The sequence below is a fragment of the Beijerinckia sp. 28-YEA-48 genome (assembly GCF_900104955.1).
Taxonomy (GTDB): domain Bacteria; phylum Pseudomonadota; class Alphaproteobacteria; order Rhizobiales; family Beijerinckiaceae; genus Terripilifer.
The window spans coordinates 4,900,534-4,914,548 of record NZ_FNSI01000001.1 but is presented as its reverse complement, the minus strand read 5'-3'; the positions used below and the strand labels follow the sequence as shown (position 1 = coordinate 4,914,548).

Sequence of the window (14,015 nt, the reverse complement as noted above, 5' to 3'; positions counted from 1 at the left end):
GCTATTTCTCGCCGGCCAGATCGCGGCGCGCCTTCTCAAGCTCCTCGGCGTAGCGGCGCATCAAATGGTTCTCGGTCAAGAGACCGATCACCGTGCGGTCCTCCGCGCTCTTGATCACCGCGAGCTCCTCGGCGCCGGCATCCTGAAAGGCGTTGGCGGCTTGCGACACATCCATATGCGGCACCAGCGCCACATCTTTGTATTTCGCCACAATGCTCACCGGCGTGCTGGGTCCCAGCTCATGGCCATGGACCTCGGCGACGATCAGCATGCCGGCATAATGACCCTGCTCGTCGACGGCGATGACGCGCTGGGCCGCGCCCAGAGGATATTTCACACAAAAGCTTCCAATCGTCGTCGTCGCCTCGACCGTCTCCACATTCTTGCGCATCATCGCGCCGACGGTGAGATTGCGCATCCAGCCGACATCCTGGGCGCTGCGGATCGTCTCGCCGCGCAGATGGAAACGCCAGGTCGAGAAGGAATAGCCAAAGGTTTCGCGCACCAAGAGCGATGTCATGACGGAGGTCGCCAGAACCACGCCGCTTAGGGCCAGATCGTGGGTCGATTCCAGCGCCAGGAACGTCATCGTCAACGGACCGCCGACGATGCCGACCGCAAACGACGTCATGCCGGCCACGGCTGCGACCACCGGATCGATACCGAGAAACGGCGCGATCGACGCGGTGACACCGGCAAACAGCTTACCAAATAGCGCGCCCAGCAGAAGCGAGGCGAAGAACAGCCCGCCGCGAAAACCCGCACCCAGCGAAATCGACGACGCGGCGATCTTGAGCAGGAAAATAGTGCCCACGACAAACAGGCCGTGGTCGAACGAGAAGACGCTGTGCAGCGCGCCATGGCCGCTGGAGAGAACCTGCGGCGTCACCAGACCAAGCATGCCGACGATACAGCCGCCGATGAACGGGCGGGCCGCTGCGGGAATAGACAGTTTGACGAAGACCCGCTCGACGCCTGCGACCAGATACATGATACCGATCGAGATGGCGCCGCCGCACAGGCCCAGCAAAATGAAGGGCACATATTGGCTGGCGGTGAGCGCCGGCAAGGCCGGCAGATCGATCGGGAACGGCGCGCCGCCCAGCCAGGTCGCCACCAGCGAAGCGGTGATCGCCGCCGCCATCACCGGCGCCACATTGGCAATGGAGTAAATGCCGATGATCAGTTCAAAGCCATAAAAGGCACCCGTCAAAGGCGCATCGAAGGCGGCGGCAATGGCGCCTGCCGCGCCGGCGCCGACCAGGATGCGGACATCGCCCCGGCGAAAGCGAAAGAACCGCGCCATATAGGAAGCGAGGCCCGAGCCGACCTGGGTATAGCCGGCCTCCAAGCCGACCGACGCGCCAAAGCCGCTCGACAGCATGGTCTGACCGGCGATGATGCAGGTGTCGGTCAAGGACATGCGCCCGCCATGCAGCGCATTGGCCTCGATCGGATCGACCGGCGTGCGAAACTTGCGCCAGCGCAGCCAAACAATGCTGAGGCCGAGCAGAATGCCGCCGACCGCCGGCACCAGAGCTTCCAGCGGATTCTGCAGCGTCATCATCGCCGACAACCGGCCGCCCGGCGGCGTCTCGAACAACAGCCCGTGCAGAAACTGGACGACGTGGTTCATCGCCGTCACCAGCACGCTGGCGAGAGCGCCGACCAGCAGCGCCAACAGCACGATGATCACGCCGCGGGCTTCCAGCAGCGCCAGCAGGCGCATCATCCCGCGCATTCGGCGGATCCGGACGAGTGGACGATCGATGGACAGCAACAGACGGCTCACGAATATCGGATGAAGCGCGCTCGGCTATAGCATGGAATGCTCACTGTCGTGGTCAAGCGAAATTGCCGCGGCGGCGGCGCATCCTCGCCTTACTCGATCAACTCAGTCGCTTTGCCCGGGCCCTTCTCCGCCATCGCCGCCAACAGAAACTGAATGAAGTCACTCGTCTTGGCCGGCAGATGTTTCGCCTTGGAGAAATAAAGGCTGATCCGTTCGGGCGACAACGCCACCTGATCCAGGATCGTCTCGAGGCGCATCTCGGCAAGCTCGGCCTGCACCGCGGAGAGCGGCACCCGAATAATCCCCCAGCCCTGCAGGGCCATCTGAATGAGGGCGGCCGTATTGTTCGACGACAGCGAGCCCTTCACCTCGATGAGGAGCGGACGCGACGCCGCTTGAAACGGCCAGCTCTTGGGACCGCCATAGAGATTCACCAGGCAATTGTGCTGGCGCAGATCCTGCGGATCCTGCGGGCGACCGCAACGGGCGAAATAGGCCGGCGCCGCACAGATCACATGAGGCACCGGCCCCAGGTCTCGCTCCAGAAGACCGGGCAGCGACGGCTTGCGCCCAGCCACGATCACATCGCAGCCATCCTCGCTCGGCGTCTGGTCTTCGGGCACAACGGCCAGATGCACGCGCAGCCCGGGATGACGGTCGGCGAAGGCGCCAATCAGCGGTGAGAGAACAAGGCGGGCGTAGTCGCTCGTCGTCTGCACGCGCAACGTTCCAAACGGTCCCGTCTGCGAATTGCGCGCTTCCACCAGATAGTCGTCGAGGCTCGCCAGCATGTGCAGGCAATTCTGAAACAGTCCCTCGCCCGCATCGGTCAAGACGATACCATGCGTCGATCGGTTGAGAAGACTGAAGCCGAGCGTCTCCTCCAGCTCCTTCATATGTTTGCTGACGACCGAAGGCGTCGTGCGCAAATCCTCCGCCGCCTTGGTGAAGCTTCGACGTTCCGCCACCCGCACGAATGTGTTGAGCTTCTTCAGATCGCGCAACGGTGCAGTCACTGTCATCCTCTCCCCCGATCCTGCCGTCTTATAAGGCGCACGTGCGCTGCAATACGCACGTACCGGTCGTCCTCCCTTGCGGCGCGGTTCGCGGGTCCCGGAACAACAGTCTTTCCAAGACATCGGCTACCGGCTCTTGCGGGGCCAATCTATCATTTTGATGCAATCAGAAAACCAAGATTCGACCGACCCGCACTCGAAATACGAGGAATAACAATGCTCAAGGAATATCACTATGACCACCTCATCCGCTGGCCCAAGGGTGAACGGGCCGCGGTCTTCCTGACCTTCGATTTCCAGGGCGGCGAAGACGTCAAGCCGGACAAAAATGGCTTTCTCAATTACGAAATGTGGAGCCAGGGCGAATACGGCCCTCACCATGCCATTTATCGGCTGCTGCGCATCCTCAAGGAAGAGGACATTCGCGCCACCTTCATGACCTGCGGCGCCATCGCCGAACGGTTTCCCGAAGCGGTGCAAGCCATTCTCGACCATGGCCATGTGGTCGAAGGCCACGGCTACAATCACGAGATCGCCCGCTATCTGCCGCGCGACGAAGAGACCGAGGTGATGCGCAAGACCATCGCCATGATCAAGGAGCGCACCGGCCGCAGGCCCTATGGCTGGCGCTCCTGCACCCAGAGCACCAACACCATCGAGCTGCTGATCGAGCATGGCTTTGCCTGGAACAGCAATTGTTTCCATGAGGAACGCCCGTTTCTCTATGAGCACAACGGCAAGACGCTGGTTGAACTGCCGCGTCAGCCGTTTGGCGACGGCACGTTGTTTGGCCATCGCCACGGCGAATACGGCAATCCCTTCCATGGGCTGGAAACCTGGAAAGCCTATTTCGACGAGCTGTATGCCGAAACAAGCCAGCAGCCGGGTTATATCCCGTTCACACTGCATCCCTACATCATCGGTCGGCCCGGCCGCACCTTGGCGCTGCGCGGCATCATCCAGCACATCAAAAAGGCCGGCAACGTCTGGTTCGCCACCGGCATGGAACTGACCGATTGGTGCAACGACCTGTTCAAGGCTGAAGTCCAGGAACTCGCCCGCGCCTCGGCCCGGTGAACCAACTGTGACGCGAAACTAAAAGGCGGCCATCGCGCGGCCTGAACGAAGACGCGTCATCGGCCCCGTGCCGGCGACGCCCCTAAGCGCCGACAAGACACGACCCAAGCTGCGTCCATCGAGAAACGCGGCAAAACCAATGTGCAGCGTTTGCGAAGAGCAACACATGAGGGAAAAGTCATGAGGAAACGGCTTATGATCGGCCAGCTTGTCGGCCTCGTCGCCGGCTCTCTATTGGCGATCTTGGGGCTCACCACAGCCGCCTCGGCGCAAGACGCCAAGGACTTCTATCGCGGCAAGAACATGCGCCTCCTGATCGGCTATGGCCCCGGCGGCGGTTATGATCTCTACGGTCGCCTCGTCGCTGAATTCCTGCCGAAATTCCTTCCCGGCAATCCCAGCATTCTGTCGCAGAACATGCCGGGCGCCGGCAGTTTCCTGGCGGCCAAATACATGGCCGAAGTCGCGCCGAAGGATGGCACCATTCTCGGCAGCCTGGCACAGACCCTGGCGCTCGACAGCATCGTCAGCAACACCGCCAATATCGACGTCTCGAAATTCTCCTACATCGGCCGCGTTGTTTCCAACATCGACACCGGCGTGGCCTTGCCGAAAAGCGGCATCAAAACTTTCGACGACACCCGCCACAGGCCCTTCACGGTCGGTGCCTCCGGCGGCGGCTCGACCACCGTTCTGTTCCCCTCGGCACTGAACACCTATGCCGGATCGCAATTCAAACTGGTGCGCGGCTATTCCGGCACGACCGATATTCAGCTCGCCATGGAACGCGGCGAAGTCGACATCGTCGGCGCTTATGGACTACCAGGTATCCTCATCAGCAAGCCGGGCTGGATCGAACGCGGCGAAGCCTCCATTCTCTATCAGGCCTCGCTGAAGCGACATCACCTGTTGCCGAATGTCCCGACCTTGCCGGAACTGGCAACCGATGACGAAGGCCGCGAGGTGCTGCGCGCTGTCGCCAGCACCGGCGAGATCGGCCGCTCCATTCTCACAACGCCTGGCGTGCCCGCCGATCGGCTGGCCCTGCTGCGCGAGGCCTTCAACACAATGCTGAGCGATCCTGATTTCCTCGCCGCTTGCCAAAAGCGCGGCCTGATGGTCGACGCCGCCAGCGGTGAGGATATGGACGCGATCGTGCGCGAGACCTTGCAAATGCCGAAATCGATCATCGCCAAGGTGGCGCAGCTGACGAACTAGCGGCTCACTCGTTCGCTGGGTCGTCGGAAGACTTCGCCACAGGCGCGGGCTGCGACGATCCACTCCACAGATACAGCAAATAGCTGATGATCAGCACCGGCTCGAGAACGGCGGTGCCGGCAAGAATGCCGACCAACCGTTCGAGCGCTGGCCTGATGGCGGCGTCCGCATAGTTGTCGGGCACCAGCGTCACCAGAATGGCCAGGGTGAACTGCGTGCCTATATAAGTCAGTCCATGGCTGCCGTTCTCGATATGGCGACCGATGAGAACGCCTATCGCCGTCGCCACGATCAGGATCGGCGCACTGCCATGGGCTGCGAACAGCACGCCGGCGGCCACCACGCCGCCGATGAGGCAGCCGAGGAACCGCAGCATCAATTTGCGGCTGACCAGTTTGAACCCACCGACACCGATACTGGAAATCGGGATCAGCATCACCGCCATGATGCTCACCGCCCCTTGCGCTAATTCGGGCAGTGCGAACAGCCGCCAGACGATGAGCAGCAGCGCCAAAGCAAACGCGGCCTCAGCCGCATGGCCAGCAGCCTGGAGATGCCAGCCGATGCGCGGCGCAGGCGGCAGGCGCGTGCCGGGCCAGCGCCGCCGCAACGTCAAGGACGACAGAATGCCGATGACGATACAGGCGCAAGTGCCGGCGACCACCTCCAGCATGCGCGTCTCGACAAAGCCCTTCAGCGCATGGTTCGGATGCTCGATCTGATCGAGCAGGATCATCGCGAAGGTGAGGCCGACAAACAGCCAGGCATAAGCGCGACGCGCCGTCAGCGCGCCATACATGCTGACGCCGCCGATGACGGCAATCGCCAGGATCGAGAGTGGCAGCGATGGGGCGACAACCGGCACGATGAACAAAGCGAGCGCACCGCCGCAGCCCGTGCCGACAATGCGCAGGAACCCCCGCAGCAGCGTGTCGGCGATATGGCCGCGCATCACCATATAGCCGGAGAAGGCGGCCCAGGAAACGTTCTGCGCGCCGACGAGATGGGCGAACAGGATCGCCAGCAGCACCGACGCGGCGCATTCCACATCGTCCACCAACCGGGGACCATGGGAGAAGCTATCCAGCCAACGGCGCAGGCCAGGACGGGCCGCCTCAGTCGCCATGGAATCCGCCATCGCGCAATCCGATGAATATCCGATCGTTACGGCAATTCGCGTCGTAACCAGCGCTTTAGCTATGGCACAGGAATTTGGATCAAAGCCAGCGGCGCCTGAACCATGTGACTTTTGGTTCGCCCGTCAGGAGCGTGGCAGTTTCTCCGCCGCCGCCAGATCATGCCGCAAGACCGGCAGCGTGCGCCGCGCCCAGGCCTTGAGGCTCATATTGTCCCCGTCCTTGGCATAACGCTCGAACAGAGCGACCGCATTTCTGTGCATGACCACCTGCAGCGAACTGTATTCGCCAATGAATTTCGCCGCCTCGACCAATTTCAGCTTATCGAGCCGCGCCCGATCGCCATCGCCCAGTTCGACCGGAAGATCGACCGCGATCTTCTCGATGGAGACCAGCCGCTTCAGATCAGCGCTCGTCTTCCCATGGCTGTCGATCATCTGTTTGGCGAAAGCCTGCTGAACCGAAGTGCCGCGCTCCAGCGCGATCTGGCTGCTTTCGATCTCCACCTGATCGGAGGCCGCCACCTCTTTGACAAAGTCGATCGCGGTCATGACTTCAGGTGACGCTACTTCGGGCGACGGATCGGCCTCGGCCGGCCCGCTGGGCGACTGGGCGAAACTGAGGGGGGCACCAGGACCTGGGATGAGAACTGGGGCAAGAAGCAGCCAGCCGGCGATCAGCACGTAACGCATCGTAGCGCTCCCCTGCGGGTGACCCAATACCTCGAACTGAACGCCGGGCGGCGTCATCTGTTCCGAATTATCGCGCGCTGAACCGCCGCCGGGAAGCTGGCGCGGCGCAAAAATGGGGCTAATCTGCCTCTCGCCGACGAACGATCACGCGAGGCTGCCCATGAAGACCCGCATGGTATGGTTGGGGGTTCTGATCGCGAGCCCCCTGTTCTCGCACACCGCGCAAGCGGCCTGTCGCGAGCCGCAAACAGGAACAAACGCAGCGCCGCTGTTCTCACCACCCCTCGCCATGGTCGTGACCGGCGCCGGCAGGCTGCCGTTTTACACGGCGCCAGACAGCCATTGCGCCATGAAGGCTGTTTTCGTCATCCCGAACGACCAGTTGATCGCCTATGCGCAAACCAACAGCGGCTGGGCGTCGGTGATGTATACGAACCCCAAAACGGGGAAAGACATCAGCGGCTGGGTCAAAGCGGCAAGATTGAAGACCAGCGGAACCATGGGCCCGCAACAATAAGCTCGCCCCTGCCGCCAAATTGACGTCCTATAGTGGTCCAAACTGCGACCCGCAGCAGGAGAGTGCCATGTCCCTTTCTGTCAAAACCGAACGTGCCTTGATGTCTCACGAGGAGTTCGAGCTTCTGTCTCAAACGCACTACCCTGCCCTCATCGCCCTGGAAGACGAAGCGATTGCCGCCGCCAAAAAGCGCATTCGAGACTTGCACGATAAGGCGCGCACCTTCGCGCGCGGCATGCGACGCGGCATTCGCGGCAAAGCCGAACCGCGTGGCGCAAGCTTTCCCGGCAATATCGAAAAGCCCGCGCGACGCAAGCAAGTCTTCAGCGGCGCCTTGAAGCGGCTCAATGCCGAAGTCGCGCGCCGCGAAGCCATTGCCGCCCACCAGGCTTTGATGGATTCAGCCCAACGCGCGCTCACGCTCAAGACAAGCGCCAACCGGCGCAATGGCCCTGCGTCCGGACGCACCAGCCGCGCCGGCATGCACCCTGTCGCAAGCGATCGACAGGACAGTTTGGTCAATCGCGCCAACGTCGGCCGCGTCGTGCGGGCGACGAAAGTTGCGCAGGCCCGGCGGGATAGCCGTCCCGGCAAATAAGGCGCGAACCATTTCAGTGAGATCCGTGTCGCCGCCTGCGCCACGCGCCCAAATGCAGAAAGGCCCTGCCGCTCGAAAGCGACAGGGCCAAGTCATTGGGAGGGTTGGGTTCCTTTCTCATGAGGAACCCGAATCCCTTGAGTCGTACGAAGCCGCATAAGGGAGGGAGAGCGACTTCGCCGTTATTCAAAGGAGCATAAATGCGCGCCCGATGTACCGCCGTCAGTTGATTTATTCAACGATGCAGTAGCGGGCAAAACGCCGCATCGTGGGCCACCGCACCGTTCAAAAGAGGAACTATCTTGCCTGTTGCCCAGACACGCCCCACCAACCGCAGCCGGCAGTCTGACAAAATCGCCGACGGCCATGCCGAAATGCGCAGCGTGCTGCGTGCGCTGACGGTTTTGCGGCAGCTCAATATCAGCAACGGCGCCACGATCCGCGACCTGCATCGAACAACGCAGATTTCACGCACCGCGCTCTATCGCATTCTGCGAACCCTCTGCAGCGCTGGCTATCTCGTTGCCGATTCCGACGTCGAAACCTACCGGCTCACGCCTTTGGTGCGGCAGTTGAGCGAAGGGTTTAACGAAGATTCCTGGATATCGGAGATCGCCGGACCGCTGCTCGACGAATTGCAGAAGACCGTCATCTGGCCGACGGACCTGTTCGCCTTCTTCGACGACACGATGATCATGCGACGCACGACCCGGCGCGTCAGTCCCTGGACGATCGATCGCGCTTTGGTTGGCCTGCGAACCCCGTTGCTGGTGACCGCCTGCGGCCGCGCCTATCTCGCCCATCAATCGGAAGAGGTGGTCGCCGGCGTTCTCGAGCGTCTGTCCGAGAGCCGGCATCCCGACGACGTCCTGGCGAAAGAGCCCAAAGCCATCCGGCAACTGCTGCGCAAGGTGCAGCGGGACGGTTATGCCCTGCGCGCGAAGAGTTTCATGCCTGAAACCGGCAGTCTTGCGGTGCCCGTCCTCATCGACGGACAAGCGCGCTGTTCGATTGCCATTACCTATATCGCGTCAGCGAAAAGCGCGCAGACTGTCGTCGATTCCTATCTGCCCTTGCTGCAAGCCACCGCGGCCAAAATCGCCGACGGCATCAATAAGTCTTCTGAAATCTAGTCAGTCGCGACGATGCGAGTCCGCAGTCCGCCATCGGCGAGTGCCCGCTCGACAAACTCTGGCGCGGTGAACAACCAGGCCAGCCGATCATAATACTCCGCCGCCTGCCGGCCCTCGAAGAGGGAGTTGCGCACCAGCCGCTCGATACCAGAGGCATGCAGAAGCCGATCCATCATCAGCGCCGAGATCTGCACGCGCGCGGCGCGCACGATCCTGATAGCCTGATAGGCGTCGAAGGCCGCTGACAGATGGCCGGCGGCGCGATCCACTTCTTCGGCAAGACAGAGCGCGTCCTCCAGCGCCTGCGCCGCACCTTGCGCGATATATTGCACCATGGGATGCGCCGCATCACCCAAGAGCGTCACCGCCCCATCGGTCCAATTATCGATGGGGGCGCGGTGGCGGATGACATAGCGCTGAAAGCGAGGCTGTGCTTCGACCAGCTGAGTCACCGTGCTCGACCACCCCTCAAGCGATGCACGCGGGCGCTCCGGGCTCGTCTCCCCTTCCCAGTCATCGTCCGGCGCGGCATGCACGGTGATGGCGAAATTGAACTCGCTCCAGTCGCGCACTGGATAATAGATCGCATGGGCGCCGGGACCGGCCCAAAGACTGGGATAGGGCTTCTGGCATTCGCGCGGCATTTTCGCCGCCGGCACCAAGGCACGATAAATGACCGCGCCGGCTGGCGTGGGCTCGCCATCGCCCACCAGTTGCTGACGCACCCGCGACCGCACGCCGTCTGCACCAATCAATCCACCAGCAACAAGGCTGTCACCTGTTTGCAAGCGGACGCTCACCGCATCGTCGGTGTTGGCATATGCGACGACCTTGCTGTTGGTCCGCAGCTCGATCAGAGGCGCCGCCATGCAGCCTTGCAGCAGCGCCCCATGTACGTCAGCGCGATGCGAGACGGCATAGGGATTGCCGAAACGATGAATGAAGTCGGCACCGCAAGGAATGTCGCAGATCGTTCGTCCATCCAACCCGTCGATCATCAGCATGCGCTCGATGAGCAGGCCTTCGCTCTTAACGCGATCCCCGACGCCAAGCGCATCCAGCACCGACAAGGCATTGGGCGCGACCTGCAAACCCACACCGACCTGCCCGAATTCCGCCGCCTGTTCGCAGACGATGACGTGAAAGCCGCGTTGCGCCAAAGCCAGCGCGCAGGCCAAACCACCGATGCCGCCACCAGCAATGACGATCGGCAAAGAATTACGCGCCTCAAACATCGTAGTCTCCTCCCCGCTTGCGTGAGCTAGGCGACGTTGGGTCGTGCGGCAGCTGCAAAGCGCTGATCGCTGTCGGGGACAGCAATCTTATATGCGGGGCGAGCCTTGGTACGCGCGACCCAATCGCGGATCGCACCATGGCTCCCCCAGAGATCCGAAAAATTCAGCTCCTCCAATCGATCGATGAATGGGGCGGCCGCGATATCGGCGAGCGAATAGGCCTGCCCGCCCAGCCACGGCACGTCGGACAACCGTCGCTCCATGCGACCAAGCGCCGAGATGATCGCCTGTCGCGCTGTATCGACCTTCGCCTGGTCGATCGGTTGACGCGCCGCCCGGCGATATTCCTCGGCCCGCGCCTTATTGGGATGCGACGCCACCAGCGCCTCAAGCTCCTCATCCGACCTCCCCGCGAGTTCCGGGCTCATCATCACGGCAAAGGTCGCCGGCCGGATGGCCGGATGCAACACGTCGTCTTCGAACTTGACCCAGAAACGGGCGCGGGCGCGATCGACGGGGTTATCGGGCATCAAGGCCGGCGTTGGAAAAACCTCGTTCAGATATTCGTTGATGAGCGTGCTTTCATGGATCGGCACCCCATCATGGACGAGCGTCGGCACCACCCCGTTCGGATTGAGCTGCAGATAGGCCGGGGTCGTGTGTTCAAGTTTCATCAGATCGACGAAGCGGCTTTCCCAAAGCAAGCCCTTCTCGGCCAGGCACAGGCGAACCTTGATCGAACAGAAGGACCGCCAATCGTGATAGAGCTCCAACATTGTTCCACCTCCCATGACGGGAGAGCCGACCACCAAGGCGGTCGACTTTCAATCTGGCTCGCTCGATCCGTCCGCCAGGCGAACAGCCCGGACCGCGATGCTGGAGGGAAGCCGCTTAATTCAGCGCGGCCTCCGCACCCGTTCCAGATTGCCGATCAACCCCACTTCATCTCGCCTTTAGCGACCTTGGAGCCGATGTCGAGCGCGACACCCATGCCGAGGTTCGGGAAGCGCGCTTCCATCGCCGCCTTCAAGGCAGCGCCATCCTTCGCCTTGGCGAGTTCGTCCTCAAAGGCCAAAAGATAGGTCTTCGTGAATGTTACAGCCGAAAGATCGGTTGCCGCATCCGGCGCCATATGACCGGGCACGACGACAGCCGGCTTGCGGGCCGCGATCTTGTCGAGGTTGGCGATCCAAGCGGCACGCTCCTGCTTGGTCGGCGTATCGGCCGTCCAGACATGCACGCCCGAGAAGATGAGGACGCCACCGAACACCGCGTTCAGCGACGGCACCCAGAGCGTGCGACGGTTCGCCAGACCTTCCGCCGCGACGATATCAACAGTTTCGCCGTCAACGGTGAGCGACTTGCCGTCAAACACTTCCGGCACAACGATGTCGGCCAAGGTCTGCGGGCCGTTCTCTTTCAGTTGCGGCCCCCAGGCAGCAAGCTTCTTCTCGATGCTGGCCTTGATCGCGGCGACGGTTTCCGACGCGGCAATGACCTTCGCATCCGGAAAAGCCGCATGCACCGGCTTCAGGCTGAAGTAATAGTCAGGGTCCGACTGGCTGATATAAATCGCCGTCAGTTTCTTGCCGGTCGCCTTGATGGCTTCAGCCAGCGCCTTGCCATCGGGATAGGTGAACCCGCCATCGATCAACAGCGCTTCGCTCGGCCCCGAAAGCAGAACGGGCGCGCGGAAAAAGCCGTTTGGCCCCGCCGGAAAATGCTTCCAGCTCAGTTTGGAACCGGCGGCATGGCTCAGACCGGCAGGCGCGAACATTGCAGCCGCGCCAACAGCAAAAGTCGTCTTCATCGCATCTCTCCTCGAATACATGATCGTCTCCATGGCTATCCTTCCTTTCAGCGTCACGCGGCGCGCACCTGCGCGGCCAATTGATCGAAGTCGCCAAACAGCGCTTGGCTCGGCAGCAGGCGCTCGCCCTTCGCACCTTCCACGATCAGGGCGGGAACGCCGTTGACGCCGAAGCGGCTCATCTTGGTGCGGGCGGCCGCAGTCCTGTTGCGATAAGCGGCGAGCAAGTCCTCATCCGGCTGCCGCACACGCGCGGCGGCGGCGGCAGATCCGGCTTGCTCGAGAATGTCGGCAACGACCGCCAGATCGGCGGTGTCGCGCCCCTCGACATAGCGGCCCCGTTGCAGCGCCTTCAGCGCTTCGAATTCGCGCGCGCTCTCGCTCAAACCCACAGCGACGATGCCCAAAGTGGCCGGCGCTGAATCGAACAGGCCGTCGGCCCGATCGAGAATCCCAGTGCGATAGGTCTGCGTGAACGGCTGGCCGGTCAGACGGGCGATGCGCTGATCGTTCTGCCAGGCATAGGCGGCGAATTGCGCATCCATCGGGCGCGCGCCTTCACCGGCGAACAAGCCGGTCGGTGCCAACGCGACGGAAACGCCGTCCAATCGCGCCAGGCGCTCCAACGCCGGGCTCGCGCCATAACACCAGCCGCAAAGCGGATCGAAGAGATAGGTGGCTTGGAGAGAGGCGTCTTGCATGTCGATCTTCCGTGGTGAGCGATGATCGGAAGATAGACCTCGTTAGCTTGTTGATAAATATCGCATAATAATACATAATGTATGCTATAGACTTACAATTGCGGAGTGCCCGATGGAGGCCGTCAACTTCAACCGGCTGGCTTATTTCGCGGCGGTGGTGGACGCTGGCTCCTTCACGCGCGCCGCCGAACGGCTCGGCATCACCAAAGCCGTGGTCAGCCAGCAGGTCGCCAAGCTGGAGAGCGAGCTGAAGACCACCCTCCTGCTGCGCACGACGCGACGGGTCGTGCCGACCGAGGCCGGCCGCCTCCTGCATGCCCGTTGCATCCTGATCCTGCGCGAGGCGGAGGATGCAGTCGGAGAATTGACGCAAGCCAATGCGGAACCTACGGGCACGCTGCGCATCACCGCGCCCAGCGACTATGGCACCTCGATGATCGCGCCGCTGGCCGCCGCCTTCTCGCAGCGCTTTCCCGCCTGCAGCGTCGAACTCATTCTGTCCGACGCCAAGATCGATCTGGTCGACAACCAGATCGATGTTTCTATTCGCGTCGGCTGGTTGCAGGATTCAACACTTCAGGCCCGTCGGATCGGCACGTTCCGGCAACTCCTGGTGGCGGCGCCTGCCGTGGCGCAGACCGTGCGCGCCACGGCGCCGGAAGAGCTTGCGAGCTACCCTTTCATCGCCAACCTTGCCCTGCGTGATCCCCTCACTTGGCGTTTCAGCCAAGGCGACTTTGACCGGCGCACCGTGCGCCTGCGTCAGGCCCTTGCCATGAACGCGACGCCTGCAGTGCTAGCGGCGACGCTCGCGGGCGGCGGCCTGTCCATCCTGCCTGATTTCGAAGCTCAGCCGCATATCGCATCCGGCCGGCTCGCGCGCCTGTTACCAGCATGGGACCTGCCGTCCGGCGGCATTCACACGGTCTATCCCGCGGCACGCTTTCGCCCGCCGAAAGTCACCCGCTTCGTCGCGATGCTGGTGGACGCGCAGAAGCGGACGACGCCGAAACAATGAGCTGCCGTCACAAAAACACACGAAGCAAGAACACATGAAACACAATCGCGAAGATGGCATAAGCTGCCTGAA

The 14,015-nt window shown here is 62.3% G+C and carries 14 protein-coding genes; 6 read left to right on the top strand and 8 right to left on the bottom strand.

What is annotated here, in order from left to right:
* Position 1: 1 nt before the first annotated feature.
* Positions 2–1,780, bottom strand: a complete 1,779-nt coding sequence (locus BLW50_RS23025; RefSeq protein WP_170850415.1) for a chloride channel protein — start codon at positions 1,778–1,780, stop codon at positions 2–4.
* Between the two features lie 101 nt (positions 1,781–1,881).
* Positions 1,882–2,814: a LysR family transcriptional regulator gene (locus tag BLW50_RS23020; protein ID WP_170850309.1), complete on the bottom strand. Its 933-nt coding sequence runs from the start codon at positions 2,812–2,814 to the stop codon at positions 1,882–1,884.
* 210 nt (positions 2,815–3,024) lie between these two features.
* Between BLW50_RS23020 and BLW50_RS23015 the strand changes: the two genes are divergently transcribed.
* Both BLW50_RS23015 and BLW50_RS23010 read left to right on the top strand, forming a co-directional pair.
* A complete protein-coding gene (locus tag BLW50_RS23015; protein WP_170850308.1) occupies positions 3,025–3,885 on the top strand; it encodes a polysaccharide deacetylase family protein in 861 nt (286 codons plus the stop codon).
* Positions 3,886–4,065: 180 nt separating this feature from the next.
* On the top strand, positions 4,066–5,103 hold the full coding sequence (locus BLW50_RS23010; protein WP_090707038.1) for a Bug family tripartite tricarboxylate transporter substrate binding protein: 1,038 nt from the start codon (positions 4,066–4,068) through the stop codon (positions 5,101–5,103).
* 4 nt (positions 5,104–5,107) lie between these two features.
* Here the strand turns inward: BLW50_RS23010 and BLW50_RS23005 are convergent, their stop codons facing one another.
* Together BLW50_RS23005 and BLW50_RS23000 are read right to left on the bottom strand one after the other, a co-directional pair.
* Complete coding sequence (locus tag BLW50_RS23005; RefSeq protein WP_090707037.1) at positions 5,108–6,241, bottom strand: FUSC family protein; 1,134 nt, start codon at positions 6,239–6,241, stop codon at positions 5,108–5,110.
* A 123-nt stretch (positions 6,242–6,364) separates the two neighbouring features.
* Positions 6,365–6,931 (bottom strand): DUF4142 domain-containing protein, encoded by a 567-nt coding sequence (locus BLW50_RS23000; protein WP_170850307.1) that lies wholly within the window; start codon positions 6,929–6,931, stop codon positions 6,365–6,367.
* Between the two features lie 160 nt (positions 6,932–7,091).
* Between BLW50_RS23000 and BLW50_RS22995 the strand changes: the two genes are divergently transcribed.
* The 3 genes from BLW50_RS22995 to BLW50_RS22985 all read left to right on the top strand — a co-directional run bounded on the left by BLW50_RS22995 (position 7,092) and on the right by BLW50_RS22985 (position 9,179).
* A complete protein-coding gene (locus BLW50_RS22995; RefSeq protein ID WP_090707031.1) occupies positions 7,092–7,448 on the top strand; it encodes a hypothetical protein in 357 nt (118 codons plus the stop codon).
* A 67-nt stretch (positions 7,449–7,515) separates the two neighbouring features.
* A complete protein-coding gene (locus tag BLW50_RS22990) occupies positions 7,516–8,046 on the top strand; it encodes a hypothetical protein (RefSeq protein WP_090707028.1) in 531 nt (176 codons plus the stop codon).
* A 302-nt stretch (positions 8,047–8,348) separates the two neighbouring features.
* The gene (locus tag BLW50_RS22985) at positions 8,349–9,179 is read left to right on the top strand and encodes an IclR family transcriptional regulator domain-containing protein (RefSeq protein ID WP_090707025.1); all 831 of its coding nucleotides are present in this window, start codon (positions 8,349–8,351) and stop codon (positions 9,177–9,179) included.
* Here BLW50_RS22985 and BLW50_RS22980 read toward each other — a convergent pair.
* The 4 genes from BLW50_RS22980 to BLW50_RS22965 form a co-directional block, all read right to left on the bottom strand.
* Positions 9,176–10,414 carry an FAD-dependent monooxygenase gene (locus tag BLW50_RS22980; protein WP_090707023.1) on the bottom strand — a complete coding sequence of 413 codons (1,239 nt, stop codon included), beginning with the start codon at positions 10,412–10,414 and terminating at the stop codon, positions 9,176–9,178. The two genes, BLW50_RS22985 and BLW50_RS22980, sit on opposite strands and share 4 nt — an antisense overlap.
* A 26-nt stretch (positions 10,415–10,440) precedes the next feature.
* The gene (locus tag BLW50_RS22975) at positions 10,441–11,190 is read right to left on the bottom strand and encodes a glutathione S-transferase family protein (RefSeq protein ID WP_170850306.1); all 750 of its coding nucleotides are present in this window, start codon (positions 11,188–11,190) and stop codon (positions 10,441–10,443) included.
* Between the two features lie 155 nt (positions 11,191–11,345).
* Positions 11,346–12,245 carry an MBL fold metallo-hydrolase gene (locus tag BLW50_RS22970; RefSeq protein WP_170850305.1) on the bottom strand — a complete coding sequence of 300 codons (900 nt, stop codon included), beginning with the start codon at positions 12,243–12,245 and terminating at the stop codon, positions 11,346–11,348.
* 32 nt (positions 12,246–12,277) lie between these two features.
* Positions 12,278–12,925, bottom strand: a complete 648-nt coding sequence (locus BLW50_RS22965; protein ID WP_090707016.1) for a DsbA family protein — start codon at positions 12,923–12,925, stop codon at positions 12,278–12,280.
* A gap of 112 nt (positions 12,926–13,037) precedes the next feature.
* Here BLW50_RS22965 and BLW50_RS22960 point away from each other — a divergent pair, with 112 nt between their 5' ends.
* Complete coding sequence (locus tag BLW50_RS22960) at positions 13,038–13,943, top strand: LysR family transcriptional regulator (RefSeq protein WP_090707014.1); 906 nt, start codon at positions 13,038–13,040, stop codon at positions 13,941–13,943.
* Positions 13,944–14,015: the final 72 nt, after the last annotated feature.